The organism is Dictyobacter vulcani (genome assembly GCF_008974265.1).
Classification (GTDB): Bacteria; Chloroflexota; Ktedonobacteria; order Ktedonobacterales; family Ktedonobacteraceae; genus Dictyobacter; species Dictyobacter vulcani.
The window spans coordinates 3,364,857-3,385,929 of record NZ_BKZW01000001.1 but is presented as its reverse complement, the minus strand read 5'-3'; the positions used below and the strand labels follow the sequence as shown (position 1 = coordinate 3,385,929).

Below are 21,073 nucleotides of genomic sequence, written 5' to 3'. Positions count from 1 at the left end.
TCCCAGGTCGGGACCGCGTAGAATTATTCAGGAAGGGTGAGAGGATAGTGCAACTTTGCACGCTCTTCTTGCTTCCACTTCCGCCCAAATATGAACAGTTCTTTCAGGGCTCGCAGAATCACCTGAGGCTTTGCTCCAGTTGCCTGGCCCACCTCTCTGGGTAAATGTTTGACACCGACTTCAGTATAAGTGCGACCATCACGCTTCAGCTTGTAGAGGATTTCCGCATTAATCATCGCACCACGGGTCTCCAGGTTGAGTTGCTGAAAGAAATCTGCGCGATAGAGTTTAAAGGCACAATCGATATCACGTACGCGGACACCAAATACCAGCCAGATCAGTTGCTTCCAGCCCCAGGCATTTAATTTACGCAGCCAGGGATCCTGGCGAGGATTGCGATAGCCAAGTACGGCATCAAAGTTCTCGATGAGTGGAAAAAAATGCTGTAGATCATCAATATCAAACTGCCCATCAGAATCCATAAAAAAGACCAGATCCTTACCCACAGCGTGAAATCCCGTTACCAGGGCGGCACCATATCCCTTGTTCACAGGATGGTTGATCAAACGGATACGCGGTTCGCTCATGCTCAACTGCTCAACAATCTGGCCCGTCCGATCCTTACTCCCATCATTCACCACCACAATTTCAAAGTCAGCGGTCCATTTCTGGAGTGCCGTGGCCACTACTGAGACAGTCTTCTCAATGACAGCTTCTTCGTTATAAGCAGGCAATACTACAGCCAGACTCTGCGCGATATGTACGTCTTCAGATGTAGTTGGTGCAGACACAATCCCCTGCTTTGTCTGTACTGTCCGTCCATCCGTCATAGACATCGCCAGCATCCCGGTTGCCAGACTTACCTGCGGCATCCCTTGACTGTCCGTCGGGGCGAACAATGCCCACTGACGGGATATTTCTCCTCGCGCATAGCCTGTGAAAAATTGTCGTAGTCCCATCGCATGAAAACCTCTTTCTCCATATCGCGTGTCTCTAGCAAGAATATCTGGCCCGCTAACGCCGATGTGAGCAGGTAAAGATGGAGTTGGTCGCGTTGGGAGAAATGATAATCATTGCCCCACATTCCCTTCCACCGCTGAAAGTAAACGCTTACGTCGGACCCAGGCGGTCGTACATGGTCCCGCACAATCCAGTAAAGAATGCGTTTCCTGTACCACACTTTCAGTCTACCAGGGTGTGCCAAAAATACAGCATCCTCTCTACTGTACTCATCAATGTCATGAGCACTATAGAGAGGATGTCGCCAGATGCATATCCACAACTCGGGCTCCCCAAACTACATACATAGAAGATTGAGACGCTGCTCCACTACAAAAAGAGAGGAGGCAACACGTCTGGAATGGCAATGCGCTTGAGCGCGCCCAGACTAAGGTGTTTGATCGAAGATGATGTCATCGAGCTGTGGGCGTCCAGCTTTGAGCTGGGAATCGCCTTTCCGGCCTAAGCGAAAATGATAGACGCGATGAAATCCAATTGAGAGGTGTACAAAGACCGCAATAAGTGATACGACAAGGATAATGAATAATGCGACCAAAAATGTAGTCATAATATCCCTTGCCTTCTGATGATGGCTCTAACCACCCTTATATATATATTTTACCACTCTATTCAACGTAAATGTGGAGCTTTTATCAAATCCATTGATGCATTTTAAAACACACTGAAACTCAATAATACATTGATATTTTCGTATCTGAACAATATTAGAGACGCTGGCAAAGACAAAAAATGGACAGCCTACATGATCTTTCACTTTTAAAGAGGGTGTAAAAAAATCCCTCCCGACCCCGGCAGGAGGGCCTGGCCCTCCTGCACCTCCCTGCTTATACTGCTTTATATATGAAAGATCATGTGGGCTGTCCAGTTGAATATAGAGTAAAAGTTAGAGAGTTGCTGTAACTTCGGGATCCAGACGTGGGAAGAGTAGCGCTGAGGGAGAGACTTCGGTCATGGGGATGCTGCCCCAGGCGGTTTGTGTCTCCCAGGCACCGGCCTGGATAGCTGGCAGACCGAGCTGCTCATACATACGATTACTGGATGTCGGTATGTATGGGGCCAGCAAAATGGCCAGGATGCGTGTGGCTTCAGCAGCGGTATACAACACGGTATTCAGTTGTTGTTCAGCATCCGGCTGTTTGGCCAGCTTCCAGGGCTCGCTGTGCTCAATATACTGGTTGACACGGCGCACAAAGTTCCAGGTAATACTCAGAGCATTCCCGATCTCCCAGTTCTCAATCGCCTCGGCGGCACGCTCCCGCGTAGAGATAGCCATAACCTGTAGCTCATCTTCACGTGTTCCCTGTGGTCCTGGGGCTGGCACCTCGCCTTTGCGATAGCGCTTGATCATCGAGACAACGCGGTTGAGCAGGTTGCCTAAATCATTTCCAAGCTCATCATTATAAAAGCGCGCCAGACCAGCTCGCGAGAAATCACCATCCGAAGCAAAGAAAAGATTGCGGGCCAGATAATAGCGTACGGCATCTACCCCGATCTTCTCAACCAGCTTCACAGGATCAATCACGTTACCGAGCGTCTTTGAGATCTTTTGATTCTCGACCGAGAGAAAGCCATGTACTGGAATCTGTTTTGGTAGTGGCAAATCAGCGGAGAGTAGCATGGCGGGCCAGTAGAGACAGTGGAAGCGCGTAATGTCTTTGCCGATCACATGGGCATCCGCCGGCCAGTAATTAGCGAATTTCTGCTCATCATCAGGAAAGCCAACCGCCGTCAGATAATTGGTCAGGGCGTCAAACCAGACATAGATAACATGTTTGGGATCCTCAGGCACAGGAATACCCCAACCTTCAACCCCTGGACGCACCAGGCGCGACACCGAAAAATCCCGCAGGCCTTGCTTCAGCAGACCAACGACCTCGGCTTTCCGCGAGGCAGGCACGATAAAGTCCGGGTTGGCTTCGATATGGGCCAGCAGGCGCTCACCATACTTTGAAAGAGCGAAGAAGTAGTTGTCTTCATGCAACCATTCAGGTGAAAGCGAAGGATGATTGGGACAGCGGCCCCCGATAAGTTCTTCGGTGGCATAGAAGGTGTTACAGTTGGGACAATACCAGCCGGAATAGTTGTCCTTATAGATATCGCCTTTGGACAGTGCGCGCCGAAACATCTCCTGCGAAGCACGCTGGTGGCGCTCCTCAGTGGTCCGGATCCAATAATCGTAAGAGATATCCAGCGCCTTCCAGGCCCGCCGGAAGGTCTCATCCAGTGTATTGATCCACTCATGTGGCTCTACACCCCGTTCATTCGCGGTGCGCAATACATGCAGGCTATTCTCATCAATGCCCATGCTGAAAAAAGTATCGTGTCCACGTAAACGATGATAGCGTGCAACCACATCGGCCGCCACTTTCTCCAGTGCATGGCCGATGTGCGGTGCGCCATTGGGATAATCAATCGCGGTCGTGATATAGTAGCTGTCCGAGCCACCCGCATCCGTACCTTCCTCAGAATGCTGATATGTCATAGCATCTCCCTCGCAAAAATAGTCGATAAACAACACAAAAAGAGAGGAGCACAGATCGTGTCATCTGCGCTCCTCTCAATATCTACATTTCTGTAATACTCACTCGTGCGGGACCCTCAGAAATCTACCTGGAGAAGAACATGACACTTTGCCGCATGCCATAGCCATCATCTCAGGCATCGGCATGCACGTACGCATCGTCTTTAACATCGAAAATCGCTGCGCCTGCTGCAAAGTCGTTTCACTCCACATGATCTTTCATAACATAAAGCCAGTATAAGCCGGGAGGTTTATGCCTTCTTTAAAAATTACAGATCATTCTACAATAAAAAAAGGGTCCTCTGAAAACAGAAAAAGAAATAGTCATTTCACACCCGTAGGTATCTCTTCTAAGTGTAGCTATAGTGATCAACTTTTGTCAAGCATATTTTTCTCGTTACGACAATCAAGAATAACCATATAAACTTGATCAACATTGTCAAAAATACACACCCAAAAAAACAGAAACGTATGTTACAATTAGAAAAATCTCATCATAGTGCCTTTTTTACAGGCGCATGGTGCATATATAAGAAAAATCACTGGATATCCAATCACTATCATTGCTCTTGAAAGGCTGCAAACATGGAAGGTTCACACACCACAACCAGAGCAGATCGCATACTTGATCTTGGTACAGAGGGCTGTAGCCGCTTATTGGAAAATATCGAGGATGCTCTGGTCACTATCGAACCTGGCCAGACGCTCCTGGTGATCGCCAATGATCCTGCCGCTCCCCTGGATATCAAAGTTTGGAGCCGCACCACAGGCAATACATTATTGCAAGCCAATCTCATCACCAACGAATATCTGATCCAGAAAAAATAAAAAAATTGCATTGACTTTTGCTCGATGTTCGGGTATGCTTATAAGACCACAAGATTATATAGGAGAAATAACGAGTGATAGTCTTTAATTAACCATGGATCAACCGTTTAGCACGTGTCATAGCTGTTTTTGGCGTGCCTTTTCAGGCATACAGATGCGCAGAGCATGGTGCGGGACGGAACCTGGTGATGAAGGCTTTCTTGTTGTATGCTTCTGATCAACGAAGAACCTATTCCCCCTTTTAAAGATACACACACAGATTTTCTGCCATTATCAGGTATCCACTCACAGTAGCATCAGAGTATGTTCTCGACTACTGTCCGCATAGCCGGCATAGAGACAGCGCTAATGACGACACACGATACATGTATGCATATGGCCTTTAACTGAAGGAGTGCAATTTTGCCGGAACAAATGTCTTCTCAAGAGAAAAATAATAAAGATACAAACGAACAAAAACCTATGCGCGGCTTGCTGGCCGATGCTCCCCTGCGTGCGATTCTGGTGAGTGTGGAAACCTCGGAGACGGATTGGCCTCTCCATGAATCACTCGATGAGCTTGAGCAACTGGCGTCCACTGCGGGCGTACAGTGCGTGGATCGTGTGATTCAGAAAATGGATCATCCGCATCCTGCGACTTTGCTTGGCTCTGGTAAAGTAAAAGAGTTAAGCGAATTACTCCATGCCCACGACTGCGATGCGGTGATCTTTGATCTGGAGTTACGACCAAATCAGCACCGTAATCTTGAGCGCGAGTTAGAGATCCAGGTGCTTGACCGCACCGCCTTGATCCTGATCATCTTTGGTCAGCGTGCCCGGACGCGTGAAGGACGCCTCCAGGTTGAACTGGCTCAGGTTGAGTATGATCTGCCGCGCCTGACCCGCCAGTGGTCCCACCTTTCTCGTCAGAGCGGTGGTGGTACCAATCAGCGTGGTGAAGGTGAGAAACAGATTGAGGTGGACCGCCGTTTACTGCGCCGCCAGAAAACGCTGCTGGAAGAGGAACTCGAACAGGTACGCGGTCAGCGACAATTGCACCGCGAGCGCCGTAAATATGCCGGGGCTCCAGTGGTGGCGCTGGTTGGCTATACCAATGCTGGCAAGTCTACGATGCTCAATCAGTTAGCAGGCACAACGACAACGCTGGCTGAGGATAAGCTGTTTGCGACCCTGGATCCTACCACGCGTCGTGTGCGTCTGGCTGGCGGTCAAGAGATCCTGTTCTCGGATACAGTAGGATTTGTGCAGCGCCTGCCAACCACGCTGGTGGCGGCTTTCCGCGCAACACTGGAAGAGGTAGCCGAAGCCGATCTGCTGGTACACGTGGTCGATGCCTCACATCCCTACGTACAGCATCAGATCGAGGCTGTAGAGTTAGTCCTGGAAGAGATCGGTGGCGGTGGTCTGCCGATGGTGCTGGCCCTGAATAAAGCGGATCTGCTGCCTGAGGGCCATCAGTTGGAACTCAAGGGCGTGGCGGCTACGCTCCCTAAAGTAGAGGTCTCGGCGATGAAAGGAACCAACGTCGATAGCCTGCTGCGTTGCATCAGTGAGACGCTGGTGGAGCAATTCACGGCCCTCGATGTTGTGATCCCTTATGATCATGGTGAACTGGTCGCGCAATTCCACCAGTATGGCACGATTGAGATTGAGGAATATGAAGATGGAGGCACCCACCTCCGTGGCCATATGCCCCAGAATCATAGTGGTCCATTCATGGCCTTCCAGGTTGAGGCTCAACCTAAAAAGGCCAGACTATCCAGACGCGCCAAACAGGAAGAGCTTGAGCAGCAAGAGTCCAAACAAGAGGAGAGCATCCACGAAGAGTCTATAGTCTCGTAGTTTTATGGCTTCGTAGCCTACCAATTGTCAATCGTGTGATCTCCGCTTTATTACAAATGCGTGATGCTCACACGATTGTTTTTTTTAGAGCTAGCAGGAGGTCAGACGATGACAAGCACACACAAAGGCTTTAATGGACTGGGGATGGGCCTGGGCAATCTTTCTCGTCTCTCGCATGCGAAAACACGCTCTATCAGTGCCGAAAACTTCAGTGGCTCAAAGGGCCAGGGAGGTATGGCGACCGAGGGGACAGGGGCGTTTCACGCCCGCGAATTGGGTCAGGGCTGGAAGGTTTCGCCTTCGGTGAAGATTGCTCCTCATAGCACATTTACGCTGGCTGAGATTACAGATGCTGGCGCCATCCAGCATATCTGGTTGACAACCTTTCCCGCTCACTGGCGCAAGCTTATTTTACGCGCCTACTGGGACGGCGAGGAGCACGCTTCGATCGAATGTCCACTGGGCGATTTCTTCGCGAATGGCTGGGGGAACGCTGCAATATCAATTCCATGCCGATTGCCGTGAATTCGGCCGGTGGCATGAACTCCTACTGGGAAATGCCATTTCGCCAGGGTGCGCGCATTACGGTTGAGAATCTGGGCACTGAAGAGGCTGTACTGTACTATCAGATCACCTATACCCTCACCGATGTGCCAGAAGAGGTCGGCTATTTTCACGCCCGCTGGCGGCGTAGCAATCCTCTGAAGTATCAAGAAGTACATACCCTGCTGGATAATGTTAAGGGTAATGGACACTATGTGGGCACATATCTGGCCTGGCAGGTAAATAATCGCGGCTGGTGGGGTGAGGGCGAGATCAAGTTTTATCTGGATGGAGATCAAGAGTTTCCGACTATCTGTGGTACAGGAACCGAGGATTACTTTGGCGGTGCCTGGAACTTTGAACATCCTCAGGGCCAGTATGGCACCTATTCAACCGCCTTTCTGGGCCTGCCCCAGGTCCTCCAACCCGATGGACTCTATCAGAGCCAGCAACGCTTCGGGATGTATCGCTGGCATATCATGGATCCGATCCGCTTTGAAGCAGATTTGCGCGTCACGATCCAGGCTCTCGGCTGGCGTAGCGAAGGGCGCTATCTTCCGCTCCAGGATGATATAGCTTCCGTGGCCTATTGGTATCAGACCGAGCCACACACACCACATCCGGCATTGCCGGACGTGGATGGATTGGAGATCATCTGAGCGTTCCACATGATCTCGGTGAGGCAAGATGGGCGTGAGGGGACGCAATCGGCCGCATGGGCCGAACCTACGTGCCGTGTTTCTTCAAGAAGCATAAATCGGCCGCATGGGCCGAACCTACGCGTTTTGCCTCTCTTGAGCCTTACACGCAAATGAGGGCCATCATGGGAGGTGGCGTTGGCGGCTAATTTCGTAGAGGAGGATGGAGGTGGCGCAGGCGACGTTGAGGGAGGTGGCGGAGCCGGCCATGGGGATGCTGACGACGGTGTCGCAGAGTTCGCGATAGGCGGCGCTCATGCCCCAGGTTTCGTTGCCGACGATCAGGAAGGTGGGCTGCTTGAAGTTGTGCTCGGTGAGTTCGCAATCGCCTTTTTCATCGCTGCCGACGACGTGTATGTGTCCTAACTGGTGCTTGAGGATGTCGATCCAGGTGACGAGCTCTTTTTGGGAGGGCAGGCGTACAACGGGTAAGGCGAAGAAAGAGCCGGTGGTTGCGCTGATGGTTTCAGGATCATAGAGGTCTACGCTGTGTCCGGTGATGATCATGCCGTCGACTCCCAGGGCGTCACAGGAGCGGATGATGGTGCCGAGGTTGCCTGGACTGGATGGACGGTCAAAGACCACTATCAGCAGGTCTTCTTTGAGCGGAATACGGCTGACATCGTCATCTGGCATGGTCACCAGGGCGATGAGCTCGGATGGCTCGGACTTGTTACTGAGTTTGGCATGCAGGTGCCACGGTAACTCATAGTGGGCTTCGGCCTGGGAGCTGTTCAGGATATTTTTAGCCCAATCGGATAAGGGTTTGTCGCGAGAATATAAGAAGGCCCGGATATGCCAGTGATACTGGAGCGCCTGATTGATGGGCCGTACGCCCTCAACAAAGAATTCGCGCTGGCGGAGCCGCTTCTCGCGCTTGCGACGTAAGGTTTCGGCGTATTGAAAGTCGTTATTCTCTGAATATATTTTGACGACACGTGGCCTGCTACTCTGTTTCATCCCCGATTGCTTCCTCTCTAAATGTGGCTCTGTCATATATTACACCATCATTGATGGGATGCAAATGGTGGCCTCCAACGTACCGGCGTCGCTTGCTCATACGCGAACTGGTCGCAGCGGCAAGCGCCAATACTTTTCGTTTAGCGCTACGTTGAGAGATGGTTCGACGTGACCAGCAAGCAAGGTGTACGTGGAGAGGGCGCCACACGCGGAGGCCGGCATGCGGCGTTCTCGTGGAGCGAGGGGCTCAAAGAGCAGCGCATGCCTGTGGCGCCTACACCGCGACGGATTATGGTTCGCGATCCTCTTCGAGAAGGTACGGGGAGGATCTACGCGCTCACCCACCACGTTGCTGTGCGAGCAGGCCACGGCACACACGATCCCTGGAGGCGCCACAGCACTGCGCGTCGTTCGAGCACGCTGGCCTGCGCAAACGCAGCAGTGCGGCCTCCGCGTGTGGCGCTCTCTCCACGTACACGGCGCCACGCCATACCGTTGAGGTTATCTCCTTCAACGAAAAGTGTTGGCGGCAAGCGCTTCCGGTACAACGGGCCGCAGCGGCAAGCGCTTCCGGTACAACGGGCCGCAGCGGCAAGCACTGCCGCTACTGGACGTCGACTGGTTGGCCAGTTTTGGCGGATTCGATGGCGGCGAACATCAAGGCTAAGGTCTTGAGGTTGTCGCGACCAGAGGTTTCTGGCACAGTCTTTGTTTTGAGTGCGGTTACGAAGGCGGCCAGGCTTCCTGCGCGATCGTGCTCAGCAATGGTTGGCAGTTCTAGCGCGGTAGACTCTGTTTCGCCCAGGAGGCGCAGTTCGGCGGATTCGGGCAGTTCGCCGCGGCTGGTCCAGACTAGCTCGCCTTTTTCGCCTTCCATGTGCCACTCACCAGCCCAGTTGGTCTTGGGACCGGTGCTGACCCAGCTACCACGGTAATTGACGACCGCACCACCATCAAAGGTGATTGTCATCGCTCCTTCGGCTGGCTCGTCGTATTTACTCCAGGGTGCATTCCAGGTTTTACATATGACCTGGACGGGATCCTGGCCAATAACCAGGCGCATCAGGTCGAAGTGGTGGATGGTCATGTCGACCAGCAATGGCTCCCAGATATGGTAGTGACGATGCTCGTCCACTGGCGCTGTGTTGTCATAACGACGAAAATCAATATTAATAGTACTGAGGCGACCGATTTTCTGCTGCGCAATGGCTTCAGCAGCCGCACGAGCCGCTGGCTCAAAACGGTAGTTCTGGCTGATCATCAGGGTCAGACCACGCTCTTCCGCCAGCTCGATGAGTTCCATCGCTTCGGCGACGGTTGGCGCGAAGGGCTTTTCCATCAATACATGCTTATTGGCTAATAAAGCAGTGCGCGCACTGGGGACGTGGCCCGGCAGGCTTGCCGTTACCAGCACAGCATCAGCAGGAACTGTATCCAGGGCCTCACTTAAAGAGGTAAAGCACTTCTCTGCCGGAAGATCCAGGCGCTTACGCGCGGCTTCCAGCGATGGTGCATCAATCTCGACCCAGGCGGTCGTCTCAACATCTTTATTCTTTGCGACAATAGCCTTAGCCCAGTTCTGGCCCCACCCTCCCAGGCCAACTTGAATTATTCGTAATGTCATAATAATATTTACATCTCTCTAATGTATTCAGCAAGATAGCGATTAGCAACATCCAGATTATATGTGCATATTGCTCGCCCAGTGAACTACAACTCGAACAGTAATAGTATATGGTTTCCTATTATCGCACCAAGCCCAGGGGTTGTACATAGTTCGCTCGCTACAAAATTCCTTCCGGGTGCACAAAATCCAGCTCACCAACAAGGCAGGGATCGAGGTGATAGCAGAGCACAATGGCAGTAATGCTCAACATACAAAATAGAAGAGGTCTCTAGTATCTTAAGTTCTTATCTTAAGTTGGCGTGGTTTAAATAGAAAGCGAGCATTACGTACGCCAACGGGCAGCAGCCACGAGGGCTGCCGTTACGAAAGGGGTAGGGCTTCGTAGAGGCGCCACTCGGGATTGAGTTCTATTTGTCCATATGGTTTCTCACCAGATGGACCAGAGCGCAGGACGATACGGGTCTTTTTACCGTCAACCAGGGTCCAGAGGTCGTTGCGCTCATTATAGGAACAGTCCTGTAACCAGCTGGTCCGGGCATCTACGCGGGCTTCAATTGTGCCTTTCAGGCCTTTGATATTGACCAGGAGTCCTTGACCACGGCCAGTGTCGGCTATGGTAACATAGTCTTCATTGAGGATGCGTACTGAGTGGGGATGATCTAAACCGTCGAGGACAACCTGCCAGTTGCCGCTCTCACGCTCAATGGCGATGAGGGTTCCCTGGTGAAAAAGGGTGGCTAGAATGGTACCATCGGGCAGTTCGGCGACAGAATTGACGTGGGTGGTCTGGGCCAGCGTGCCAAATTTGACGCCACGATAGTCTTCGTCTTTATTGATGAAGCGTGGCTGACCATCAGGAGTGGTCTCAAAGCCATGCTCGACAGCCCACCAATCCCAGAGGCGTTCGCCGCTCTCGGAAAACTCGACGATCACGTCCAGTCCGGTACTGGCAACGAGATAGCCGCGCTGGCTGCGTGAGAGCGAGTGGAGGAGATTAAAGGAAGGCAGGCTGATGGTTGCGGGCTCGACATGGGAAAGGTCACGCGAGACACGATGGACATCATACATGGTGGCAATCAAAAAACCTTGCGTCGCTGGAACGATCCCGGCTGGCATTGACATATCCAGACTGGCCTTGACATTCCCGCTCTCATCGAGTAAACAGAGGAGGCCGCCCTGATCTTCTTTGGGTTTTTGCAGGCTACCCAGTACAGTAACAGGACACTCTGTTTGGGACTCTTGCTGAGACTGCTGGGATTGCGCCCAGTGATTTTTTAACAGAGAATGTCTGGTCGAGATACAACTCAGGAGAAAATTCATAATGTTCAGTCCTCACATATTTCAGTGTATTACTATGTCCAATCACCTGAAAAAGGTTGACATAGTTATCCCCTGGCCTTATATTTAGTATTAACTTCTACTTTGTTGATCTACTATATCAACAAAGTATTCTAGAATGCAAGGGATAAATTCGCCATATCTGGCAGTATAAAGCGACTATAACCGTTACAAAAAGGTTCTATTGTCGCGCAATCTCAAAGGAGATGCCATGAGCACACCCGATCAGGATAAGAGCACAACAGAAAAGACTATTTTGGAGCTTGGCCCTGGCGAAGGCAGTAAGGTTGAGCATATTAAGATTGAAAGTAATTATCTGCATGGGCAGATCGTCGAAGAACTGCAACAGGATACGCCACGCTTCACCGAAGATCAGGTGCAACTCATTAAGTTCCACGGCATGTATCAACAGGAGGACCGGGATGCACGCCAGTCGCGCAAAGCGGCGGGTGCCGAGAAGGCCTATCAGTTTATGATCCGTTCACGCATCCCTGGTGGCGCGCTGACGGCGGAACAGTATCTGGTTCAGGATGATTTGTCGGAGCGCTATGGCAATCAGACGATGCGCATCACGACGCGCCAGAGTTTCCAGTTACATGGCATTCTTAAGGGGGATATTCACAGCACGATCCATAGCATTAATGAATCGCTCCTCTCAACGCTGGCCGCCTGTGGCGATGTGAACCGTAACGTCATGGCCTGTCCGGCTCCGGTCTCGTCGCGTGCGCAGGCACAGATCCAGGAGATTGCGCATAAACTGGCCATACACCTGGCTCCAAAGAGTAAAGCCTATCATGAGATCTGGGTGGATAACGAGAAGGTCGCGTCCAGTGAGGAAGAGGAAGAGACGATCGAGCCTATGTATGGTCCGACTTATCTGCCTCGTAAGTTTAAGATCGGGGTGGCGTATCCAGGGGATAACTGTGTGGATGCGTTCACGCAGGACATTGGCTTTGTGGCTCGCGTTGAACATGAGGAACTGGTTGGCTTTACGGTCGTGATCGGTGGTGGCATGGGTTCAACCCATGGTAAGAAGGAGACCTTCCCACGCGTGGCTAATCCATTTGCGGATGTGAGTGTTGAGCAAGTATTACAGGTTGCCGAAACCATCATCACGGTCCAGCGCGACTATGGCGATCGTACCAACCGGCGCCACGCCCGGATGAAATATGTGGTTGAAGAGCGCGGCATTCCCTGGTTCCGTCAGCAGGTTGAGGAGCGCCTGGGCTATGCGCTGAGTGATCCGAGTGAGGTGCATTTCCATGATGTAGACCATCATCTGGGCTGGCATGAGCAGGCGGATGGCAACTGGTTTCTGGGACTGCACATTGAGAATGGACGCTTGAAAGATACGGAGACGCGCCGCCTGAAGACCGGCTTGCGCACCGTGGTCAGAGAGTTCCGCCCCAATATTCGCCTGACGGGACAACAAAATATCTTACTGGTGGATATTCCTGCTGAGCAACGCTCGGCGGTCGAGACACGCTTACAGGAGTTTGGTATCGCCACTGATCCTAAAGATGCCGGTGCGTATCGCTACGCCATGGCCTGTCCTGCGCTGCCTACCTGTGGTCTGGCCGTAGCTGAAGCTGAGCGCGCCTTGCCCGCCGTGGTCAAAATCCTGGAAAATAATTTACGCGAACTGGGACTGGATGACGAGAAGCTAAGTTTCCGCATGACTGGCTGTCCCAATGGCTGCGCACGGCCATTTATGGGGGATGTGGGCTTTATTGGTCGCTCACGGGATCTCTATAATGTGCATGTGGGTGGCGACTGGACGAATACGCGGCTGAATACGATCTATGCGCAGAATGTGAATGTTAAGGATATCCCGGCCACGTTGCAGCCGCTGTTTGTGCTCTGGCACGACGAGCGCCAGTCGGGCGAGGGCTTCGGGGATTTCTGTCATCGCATCGGTGTCGAGCAGCTTAAAGAGAGAGCGACCACACAGTCTTCCATAGGATAAAACCACGATGCCAAACTATTATCCACTGATGCTAGATGTACGCCAGCGACCGGCCCTGGTTGTTGGTGGCAACCGGGTCGCAGCAGAAAAAGCTGCGGCCCTCAACGCAGCCGGTGCGCAGGTGACGGTGATGAATCTGGAGTTTTGTGAGGAGTTACAGGATCTGGCGCGCCAGCAACAGGTGACGCTGCGCTATAAAGCCTATGAGGATGGCGATCTGGCGGGCGCGTTTGTGGTGGTGGCGGCGGCGACCTATGAGCCGGAACTGGCACAGGCGATCTGGCGGGAAGGCCAGCGCAATAACCAGCTGGTCAATATCGTGGATGTACCGGCCCTCTGCAACTTTATTGTGCCTTCAATCTTACGCCGTGGACCACTGACAATCGCCGTCTCGACCGAAGGATCAAGTCCCGCGCTGGCGAAACACATTCGTCAACACCTGGAAGAGCTGTTTCCGTCCGCGTATGAGGGCTATATGCGCCTGGCCAGCGTTGTACGCACGTATCTACGCCAGCATGGCCTGTCATATGACGAACGCGATGCCTTCTTCGGCGACTTCTTTCGTTCTGATGTTCTTACGTTGTGGATCGACGAAGATGAAGTAGAGGCACTGGCCACCACTGTTCGTTTACTCCGTCGCTATAAGGTAGACGTCTCAGTAGCGCGCATTCTCGATGATTTGAAAGAGGCCGAGGTTCCCCATGAAAGTTCCCGCTGACGCGAAGACAAACATCACAGACACTGTCAGCGCCGCCGCTCGTCCTGGTATGGTCTATTTGATTGGGGCCGGTCCTGGTGATCCTGAGTTGATGACGGTCAAGGGCCTGCGCTATCTACGCAGCGCCGATGTAGTGCTCTATGATCGCCTGATCAACCCGGCTCTACTCCAGGAGGCGCGTCCGGAGGCGACCTTGATCTATGTAGGTAAGGGACCCGGCTGCCATACAATGGCGCAGGACGAGATCAATACGATTCTGGTCAGTCAGGCGCAACAGGGATTGACGGTGGCACGCTTAAAGGGGGGCGATCCCTTTGTGTTTGGACGCGGCGGCGAGGAAGCTCTGGCACTGGTAGAGGCCCATATTCCCTATGAGATTATCCCGGGGATTACGTCGGCGATTGCGGTCCCGGCCTATGCGGGCATTCCAGTCACGCATCGCGACTATACAACATCATTTACGGTGGTCACCGGACATAAGGGACGCTCGGCCTCGCCTACGGTTAATTGGGAGGCGCTGGCCGCGCTGGATGGGACGCTGGTGGTGCTGATGGGTGTCAAGGCACTGCCGGATGTCACACAACGCCTGATCGCCGGTGGAATGGATCCAACTACGCCCGCAGCGGTGATTCAAGAAGGCACCACCCCACAACAACGCGTGGTCACTGCTCCGCTCGCGGAAATTGCCGCGAAGGCCGCCGCCGCCGACTTTTCTACACCCGCCCTGACCGTGATCGGCTCGGTTGTCAGTGTTGGCGAGGCGCTGGCCTGGTATCAACAGAGCCAGATCGCCAGCGAAGGATAAAAATACATTGCCTGCCCACTCGCCAATTACTTGATCTATATGATACACTAGTAGAAAGTGCATAGGCCCTATCACGACGATGTGGTGGGGCCTATGTCTTTACCCCCCCACATATTTGGGCCCAAACTACCAGACCCGCTGACACTTTTTGTGCTCACCTCACGTACGATACGTAACACCCTGAAAAATCTCTTTGTCCACTACACACCGAAATATTGACAAAAGAGAATTTATTTTACCCAATTTAACATTTTATTAACATTGCGATAACACTAGAATACTAAAATCACAATCAGGGATGGTTGAGTTCATGAAACCTATCTCCCCGGAATAGTAACAAGGAGACGAACACTTTTATGATCGTCGAAGATAAGTCGGTACATACGCATTCGACACGCAGTGCACATACGCACGCTGTGCTAGAACAATTAGATAACAGCACACTTTCGGGCTTCCACTGGAAAGCAATGATTACTTCAGGCATGGGATTCTTTACAGATGCCTATGACCTTTTTATTATCGGGGTTGCTCTGGCCATTCTAACGCCTCTCTGGCACCTCAATACATTTGAAATCTCTCTCGTTGGTAGCACCTCACTGATTGCGGCAGCGCTCGGCTCTATCATCTTCGGTCGCATTGCGGATTTCGTTGGTCGTAAGGCGATCTATGGCTTTACGCTGGTTGTCCTGGCAATTGGTGCAATCGCTTCTGCATTGGCACCTAACCTGATCTTTCTATTAATTTTCCGCTTTATCTTAGGACTGGGTATTGGCGGTGATTATCCACTCAGCGCGACATTGATGAGCGAGTATGCGAACCGTAAGGATCGCGGCAAGCTGATTACAATGGTTTTCTCGATGCAAGGCGTTGGCCTGGTTCTGGCACCCTTGATCGCGATTATATTACTCAGCATGCATCTGAACAATGATCTGGTCTGGCGTCTGATGCTGGGCATCGGAGCTATTCCTGCTCTGGCAACGTTCTATCTGCGTCGTCAGATCGCTGAAACACCACGTTTCTCACTGGCTATGAATGGGGATGTTGCAGCCGCGAGCAGGACCGTGGGTCAGGTTATTGGCACACCCAAAGAAGAGAAGATCGAGGAAAAGCAGGCGGAGGTTCTATCCCAGGAGAAAAAACAGAAAAAGAAATCCTGGCTCTACTTGCTCTTCACACCACGCTATCTGAAATGGTTGATCGGTACGGCTGGCACCTGGTTCCTGCTGGATATTGCTTACTACGGCACCACGATCTCAAGCCCGATGGTGCTGAAACTGCTCAATCCTCATGCTCAATTGATCACAAATACATTCTACACGCTCCTGATCTTCCTGATCGCAGCGGTGCCGGGCTATGTTCTGGCAGCCTTCATGATTGATCGCCTGGGTCGTAAATGGATCCAGTGTGTGGGCTTTGCCGTGATGGCGGTGGCGTATCTGCTACTGGCCTTTGTACCACAGCTCACCAGTATCACCGCACCCTTTCTGCTGGTCTATGGCATCAGCTACTTTTTCACCGAGTTCGGCCCAAACGTGACAACTTTTGTCTATCCCGCCGAGATTTTCCCGGTGATGGTGCGCAGTACCGCTCATGGATTGGCGGCCGCACTGGGTAAAGTTGGCGCGTTTATTGGTGCCCTGGCCTTCCCGGCTATTCTGGCGCAATATAAGCTTCCAGGCGCTATGCTGGTAGCCGGCATCGTCTCAATATTGGGATTGATCCTGACGATGGCCACCCTACCAGAACCCAAGGGGCGTTCGTTAGAAGAGATTTCTGAAGAACATACATTATTCAATCGCTAGCTCCAATACCAGACCCGGACATACAGGCGATAGACCAATACAAGTCTATTGCCTGTATTTTTTTGCATGCATACAAAACTAAAAGCGGACCGGGAGTAGCCAGCGCAGCGGTGGAAGGATCTGCTGGATGACCGCGAGATGATCATAATAGCCACGCTGACTGCGGATGAGTCCGTCCTCGATCATGAAGACGCTCACTCCATCGACCTGAAAGGAACGTGAGAGCCAGTTGAGCCAGCGACGCCTCCCTGGAACCGGACTACGACCATACGTGGTCCAGGTAACGACGGCGCGTTGATCAGTGACAACCACGTATTCGCCGGGGGTGTACGTGATGGTAGGCATGGTGCTAAAGCGTTGGGTAAACCAGGCTTCAATGGCTTTTTTTCCGCGCCGTGGATGCTTCATACCGGCATCATTCAGCTCGGCATCCTCATGATAGAACGAGACAATCTGCGCGACATCATGGGCATTAAAGGCGGCGATCCATTGGCTGGCGAGCGACGGGGTAGGTTCAATTGACATCGGGTATTTCTGCTACCTTTCTCATACTCAAACGTGCGCAAGACACGCCTGAGCGGTTAGTTGTTCCTGTTTCATAGTCAGTTGCCAGAGCACGGGAACCTTTGGATCAGCCCTCCCGTTTCGGTCTCACATCAACTCCACAGGCGCTTTTACGTCCGGTCGTAGCCACTACCCTGGACGACCACCTTTACGCACGAAGGTGGCGAAGCTGTTCTGTTGCAAACCACGCGAGATTCAATGCAGCGTTGAGATCGCGCTCGATCACCAACCCACACATCAGGCACTCATAGGTACGATGCTTGAGTGGCATGCGTTTTTTGACATGCTTACAACACGAACACTGTTTGGTCGAGGGAAACCAGCGCGAGGCGATGAAGATCTCTCCTCCGGCATTTGCCACCTTGGTCTTCAAAAACTGCAGGAGTTGTCCCATCGCCGCATCAGCAACAGCACGTGAGAGCTTCCGATTGGCCATCATTCCCAAGAGGTTGAGGTCTTCCACGCCAATGGTCCCGCAGGTTCGAGCAAGTTCAGTCGTGAATTTGTGCTGGACATCTCGACGGATGTTGGCAATGTGCTGATGCTTGCGTGCCACCTTCACCCGCTGCTTCTGATAGTTCTTGCTGAACGTGGTTTTCCCCGTATGCGGGTCTTTGGTTTTCTGTTTGCGACTGAGTTGGCGTTGGAGCTTGCCGAGCTTGTTGAGATGGCATGCGAGTGGCTTTTGGTTCTCAAGCACTCGTCCATCGCTCACCACGGCAGCTTGTTTCACCCCCACATCCACTCCCACGACTGGTACCGGAGTCGGAGGCAAGGGCTTCTTGATCTCCACCTGAATGCTCAGATACCAGTGATCGGCCTCACATGACATGGTTGCGCCTAGAATCGTGACCTTCTCACAAAGCACCTGTTTCCGTCGAGGACGCTTCTTGCGTGGGGCTGAGGCTTTTCCAAGCTCAACAAAACGCAGCTTTTCTGACAGATTGACTGTTCCGAGTTTTCGCCTGAGTTTGCCTCGATTCTTTTCCTGCTTCCGTTGATCCAAGATGAAGCGACCTAACCCCGGAATGGCGATCCAATGACTGCCGAGGGTGAATTTATCATTGGACAGATAAAACGACTCGTGCGATTTCCCTTTCTTCTTATATTTTGGATAGGCCGCGCGTCCGGCAAAGAAGTTGCTGTAGGCCTTTCCCAGATCATCAAAGGCTCCCTCCACGACGCACTTGGTTACCTCATACGTCCACGGATAGGCTTCTGCTCGAATGGCATTGAATTGCTTCTTAAGCGCAAGTGCGTTGGGTGGTGTGAGCACACGGTGCTCTTCAGGAACCGTTTCCTGCTCCAGCGTATACGCCTGATACTGTTTTTCCCACTGTTCGCGCCCCCAGTTATAAATGAAACGTCTGGTGCCACAGGCACGTTTCAAATACTCCACGTGTTCAGGTGTGGGGTTCATTCTGATCCGGTGCGCGGTTTTCATCTCTGAGTGCCTTTTCTAATGCGTTGCGGTAGCTGCGCAGTCCATACAACCGTGAGCTAAAACAATGGGTAATGGTGATCAAATCCTGCACTAACTCTTGTTCAGGAGAAAGCTGTTCGGTATTCATCACCACGATTTCGCAGTCGTGGGTTTCGCACAGATGTACCAGCAAGTGATATCCAAAGCGAGCCAGTCGATCTTTGTGGGCAATGAGCAGCACGGCCACTTCTCCCGCAATAATGGCATCAATCAGTCGCAGAAACTGTTTCCGTTTGAAATTGAGTCCCCCACCAATTTCACTGATCCATTCATCGACTTCATAGCGGTTCGCTTCACAAAACTCGGCCAGTATCCTTCGCTGGTTTTCCAGATCCGGCTTTTGCGCCACACGCGATACGCGGCAATAGGCAATGATTCGCCGTCTCACCCCCGCTTCCTGCGGGAGAATGGAGAGGAGATCTTCTTGCGTGTAGTATCGCCTATTCGTTGCGGTTCGGTGGGCTTTGAGCACCCCTTGCCGATCCCATCGTTGCAACGTTTTCACGGAAACGCGGATTATTTCCCCAAATTCTCCTGGTGTATACATGTACCTATCTTACGCACCTTTGCGTACTTTGTCAAGAGCTAGCTCAATACTCCTTTTTTATTTGAATGATCCTTTATATTAGATATAGCTCCCTGTTTTTTGTTGAGTAACTTTCAGGTTGAAGCAGGCGTGTTTAGTAAGAGTCGGCTACCCTGGGGTAGGTTTGTGATGAGCGTAAGTTGGCCCGGGTTCGCTATTGAGGACACGCGCTTTTGACCTCATTTTTTGTAACGAAGGATAGATGGTTGTGGAAGGGATTTCCTGGAAATATGTCTGGATTCAGGTAGGCTCGTTTGTTGACTTATCTGAATAGCTTGCATGAGGAGAAACCCGATGGATGATAAACTGAAAAAAGTGGATCCTGAACCTATTTCTAGTAAAGAGCAACAGGCTGAAAAGAAGGAACTGATGGAGGCCGCCAGAAAGGCTGCGAAGGGCGGCTCTAAGGGTAAAGACGAGCTTGATGATGTCGAGACTATTTCTAAGGAACAGGCTGAAAAAGAAATCCGACAGGCGGCTGAAAAGATCAAAAATCAGAAAAAAACTAAATAACAGTCTGAGTTTATTCAACTGGTAACAAGCACCTGGATATATTGGGCCTCGCTCAATTCCAGGTGCTTTTATGTTGTCAAAGGTAGTAGAATTATAATTATGGATAGCAGGGCTATAACCAGAGAATGGCAATAATCACGCATGAAAATCTTTAGCTACAACTACTGAAAAAGAGACCACCAACTCTGCCGCCAAAATGGTACAGTATGAAGACAGCACAGTCGCTACACTTGAGGGTATCGTGTGCATCCACTCGTCGGTGTATTTTGAGGCATGCATGTGATACCAACTGGCCAGGTAGCGCAGCGGGAAATGTAATCAGGGAGGCAACTTGTGACCACGCCAAAAGATCGCTGGATCGACGATGCAACGTTTCATGAAGATGTAGAGTATATAGAGTCGCTCTGGCAGCAGCGATCGATTGGTACGATCGAACTGCCACTGATTGATATCGGGAGAGGCGAACCGCTGGTCTTTGTGCCGATTCTGGAACATCTAGAGTTTGTCTATTCACGCCAGGTGCGCAAGATGAGCGAGTCACGCCGGGTCATCCTTTATCGCCGACAAGAGATGCGCACGACCCCATTTGGACCAAACGATCGGGCGGAGGAGTTGCGCCAGGTACTGGATGGTCTGGGATTAGAGGCACCGGATCTGGTGGGACATGGGGATGCGGCGATGGTGCTGTTTGAGTTTGCTTTGCGCTATCCTCAGCGCTGCCGCTCCCTGACGATTATTGCCCAGGGGGCCGATTATCGGATCTCGCCACATCCTTTTATCTGGTGCTTGCATGAGCTGTTCTATCGTCTCCCGATTGAATATGTGCTGCCGGCTTCGGTTTTGCGCGCCAATGTGATTAACTACATCATGGCACATTCTATGGATAACCACACCACCCCTTCGCTACCACGCCACTTGATTGAGGAGCAGTTCAACAAAATTTCGCAATGGCCGTTTGTCTATAAATGTTCTGTACTCCCGATCATCCACAATTTTGATGTCCACAAGCGCCTCAATACGCTCACCATGCCCGTTTTATTAATCAACCGCACCGATGACGCGCTCTCGCCAGAGGCAAAGACGCGCTGGCTGGCCAAACACTTACCTAATTGTGCGGCTTATCACGTCGTTTCTGGTAGGGAACGTTTCTTTATGTATTCTCGCGCCGAGACTGTGACGCCATTGATCGAAGCATTTCTTGCCGCCAGAGATACCAGGAGAGGTCCACTCAAACAACTACAACCATAAGACAAGGGGAG

The 21,073-nt window shown here is 51.8% G+C and carries 18 protein-coding genes and 1 pseudogene; 9 read left to right on the top strand and 10 right to left on the bottom strand.

The window, feature by feature from the left end:
• Positions 1–23: 23 nt before the first annotated feature.
• The 3 genes from KDW_RS14305 to metG form a co-directional block, all read right to left on the bottom strand.
• A complete protein-coding gene (locus tag KDW_RS14305) occupies positions 24–959 on the bottom strand; it encodes a glycosyltransferase family 2 protein (RefSeq protein ID WP_233097699.1) in 936 nt (311 codons plus the stop codon).
• 428 nt (positions 960–1,387) lie between these two features.
• Positions 1,388–1,567 carry a hypothetical protein gene (locus KDW_RS14300; protein ID WP_151756582.1) on the bottom strand — a complete coding sequence of 60 codons (180 nt, stop codon included), beginning with the start codon at positions 1,565–1,567 and terminating at the stop codon, positions 1,388–1,390.
• A 336-nt stretch (positions 1,568–1,903) separates the two neighbouring features.
• Entirely contained in the window at positions 1,904–3,502 is a 1,599-nt protein-coding gene (gene metG / locus KDW_RS14295; protein ID WP_151756581.1) for a methionine--tRNA ligase, read from the bottom strand.
• A 624-nt stretch (positions 3,503–4,126) separates the two neighbouring features.
• Between metG and KDW_RS14290 the strand changes: the two genes are divergently transcribed.
• The 3 genes and pseudogenes from KDW_RS14290 (at position 4,127) to KDW_RS14280 (ending at position 7,413) form a co-directional block, all read left to right on the top strand.
• Positions 4,127–4,369: a sulfurtransferase TusA family protein gene (locus tag KDW_RS14290; RefSeq protein WP_151756580.1), complete on the top strand. Its 243-nt coding sequence runs from the start codon at positions 4,127–4,129 to the stop codon at positions 4,367–4,369.
• Between the two features lie 402 nt (positions 4,370–4,771).
• On the top strand, positions 4,772–6,211 hold the full coding sequence (gene hflX, locus KDW_RS14285; protein ID WP_198925264.1) for a GTPase HflX: 1,440 nt from the start codon (positions 4,772–4,774) through the stop codon (positions 6,209–6,211).
• Positions 6,212–6,319: 108 nt separating this feature from the next.
• A pseudogene (locus KDW_RS14280) lies at positions 6,320–7,413 on the top strand (glycoside hydrolase family 172 protein).
• A gap of 162 nt (positions 7,414–7,575) precedes the next feature.
• Here KDW_RS14280 and KDW_RS14275 read toward each other — a convergent pair.
• From KDW_RS14275 to KDW_RS14260, 4 genes are all read right to left on the bottom strand, one after another.
• Positions 7,576–8,448: an RNA methyltransferase gene (locus tag KDW_RS14275; protein ID WP_151756579.1), complete on the bottom strand. Its 873-nt coding sequence runs from the start codon at positions 8,446–8,448 to the stop codon at positions 7,576–7,578.
• Positions 8,449–8,741: 293 nt separating this feature from the next.
• The gene (locus KDW_RS31735; protein WP_162005228.1) at positions 8,742–8,903 is read right to left on the bottom strand and encodes a hypothetical protein; all 162 of its coding nucleotides are present in this window, start codon (positions 8,901–8,903) and stop codon (positions 8,742–8,744) included.
• 113 nt (positions 8,904–9,016) lie between these two features.
• Positions 9,017–10,036 (bottom strand): Gfo/Idh/MocA family protein, encoded by a 1,020-nt coding sequence (locus KDW_RS14265; protein WP_151756577.1) that lies wholly within the window; start codon positions 10,034–10,036, stop codon positions 9,017–9,019.
• 363 nt (positions 10,037–10,399) lie between these two features.
• Positions 10,400–11,359: a hypothetical protein gene (locus tag KDW_RS14260; protein WP_151756576.1), complete on the bottom strand. Its 960-nt coding sequence runs from the start codon at positions 11,357–11,359 to the stop codon at positions 10,400–10,402.
• 229 nt (positions 11,360–11,588) lie between these two features.
• Here KDW_RS14260 and KDW_RS14255 point away from each other — a divergent pair, with 229 nt between their 5' ends.
• The 4 genes from KDW_RS14255 to KDW_RS14240 all read left to right on the top strand — a co-directional run bounded on the left by KDW_RS14255 (position 11,589) and on the right by KDW_RS14240 (position 16,668).
• Entirely contained in the window at positions 11,589–13,343 is a 1,755-nt protein-coding gene (locus tag KDW_RS14255) for an NADPH-dependent assimilatory sulfite reductase hemoprotein subunit (RefSeq protein ID WP_151756575.1), read from the top strand.
• 7 nt (positions 13,344–13,350) lie between these two features.
• Positions 13,351–14,061: a precorrin-2 dehydrogenase/sirohydrochlorin ferrochelatase family protein gene (locus tag KDW_RS14250; protein ID WP_151756574.1), complete on the top strand. Its 711-nt coding sequence runs from the start codon at positions 13,351–13,353 to the stop codon at positions 14,059–14,061.
• Positions 14,045–14,866, top strand: a complete 822-nt coding sequence (gene cobA, locus KDW_RS14245; RefSeq protein WP_151756573.1) for a uroporphyrinogen-III C-methyltransferase — start codon at positions 14,045–14,047, stop codon at positions 14,864–14,866. Before KDW_RS14250 ends, cobA begins: the two co-directional genes overlap by 17 nt.
• A 356-nt stretch (positions 14,867–15,222) precedes the next feature.
• Positions 15,223–16,668: an MFS transporter gene (locus KDW_RS14240; protein ID WP_151756572.1), complete on the top strand. Its 1,446-nt coding sequence runs from the start codon at positions 15,223–15,225 to the stop codon at positions 16,666–16,668.
• Between the two features lie 78 nt (positions 16,669–16,746).
• Here KDW_RS14240 and KDW_RS14235 read toward each other — a convergent pair whose 3' ends face one another.
• From KDW_RS14235 to KDW_RS14225, 3 genes are all read right to left on the bottom strand, one after another.
• Positions 16,747–17,193, bottom strand: coding sequence for a nuclear transport factor 2 family protein (locus tag KDW_RS14235; protein ID WP_151756571.1), 447 nt, complete (start codon positions 17,191–17,193; stop codon positions 16,747–16,749).
• 187 nt (positions 17,194–17,380) lie between these two features.
• Complete coding sequence (locus KDW_RS14230) at positions 17,381–18,676, bottom strand: RNA-guided endonuclease InsQ/TnpB family protein (RefSeq protein ID WP_151756570.1); 1,296 nt, start codon at positions 18,674–18,676, stop codon at positions 17,381–17,383.
• Complete coding sequence (locus KDW_RS14225) at positions 18,636–19,262, bottom strand: IS607 family transposase (protein WP_151756569.1); 627 nt, start codon at positions 19,260–19,262, stop codon at positions 18,636–18,638. Before KDW_RS14225 ends, KDW_RS14230 begins: the two co-directional genes overlap by 41 nt.
• 333 nt (positions 19,263–19,595) lie before the next feature.
• On the opposite strand from KDW_RS14225, the gene KDW_RS14220 reads away from it, so the two are divergent.
• Both KDW_RS14220 and KDW_RS14215 read left to right on the top strand, forming a co-directional pair.
• Positions 19,596–19,814 (top strand): hypothetical protein, encoded by a 219-nt coding sequence (locus tag KDW_RS14220; protein WP_151756568.1) that lies wholly within the window; start codon positions 19,596–19,598, stop codon positions 19,812–19,814.
• 333 nt (positions 19,815–20,147) lie between these two features.
• Positions 20,148–21,062, top strand: a complete 915-nt coding sequence (locus KDW_RS14215; protein WP_151756567.1) for an alpha/beta fold hydrolase — start codon at positions 20,148–20,150, stop codon at positions 21,060–21,062.
• Positions 21,063–21,073 lie beyond the last annotated feature (11 nt).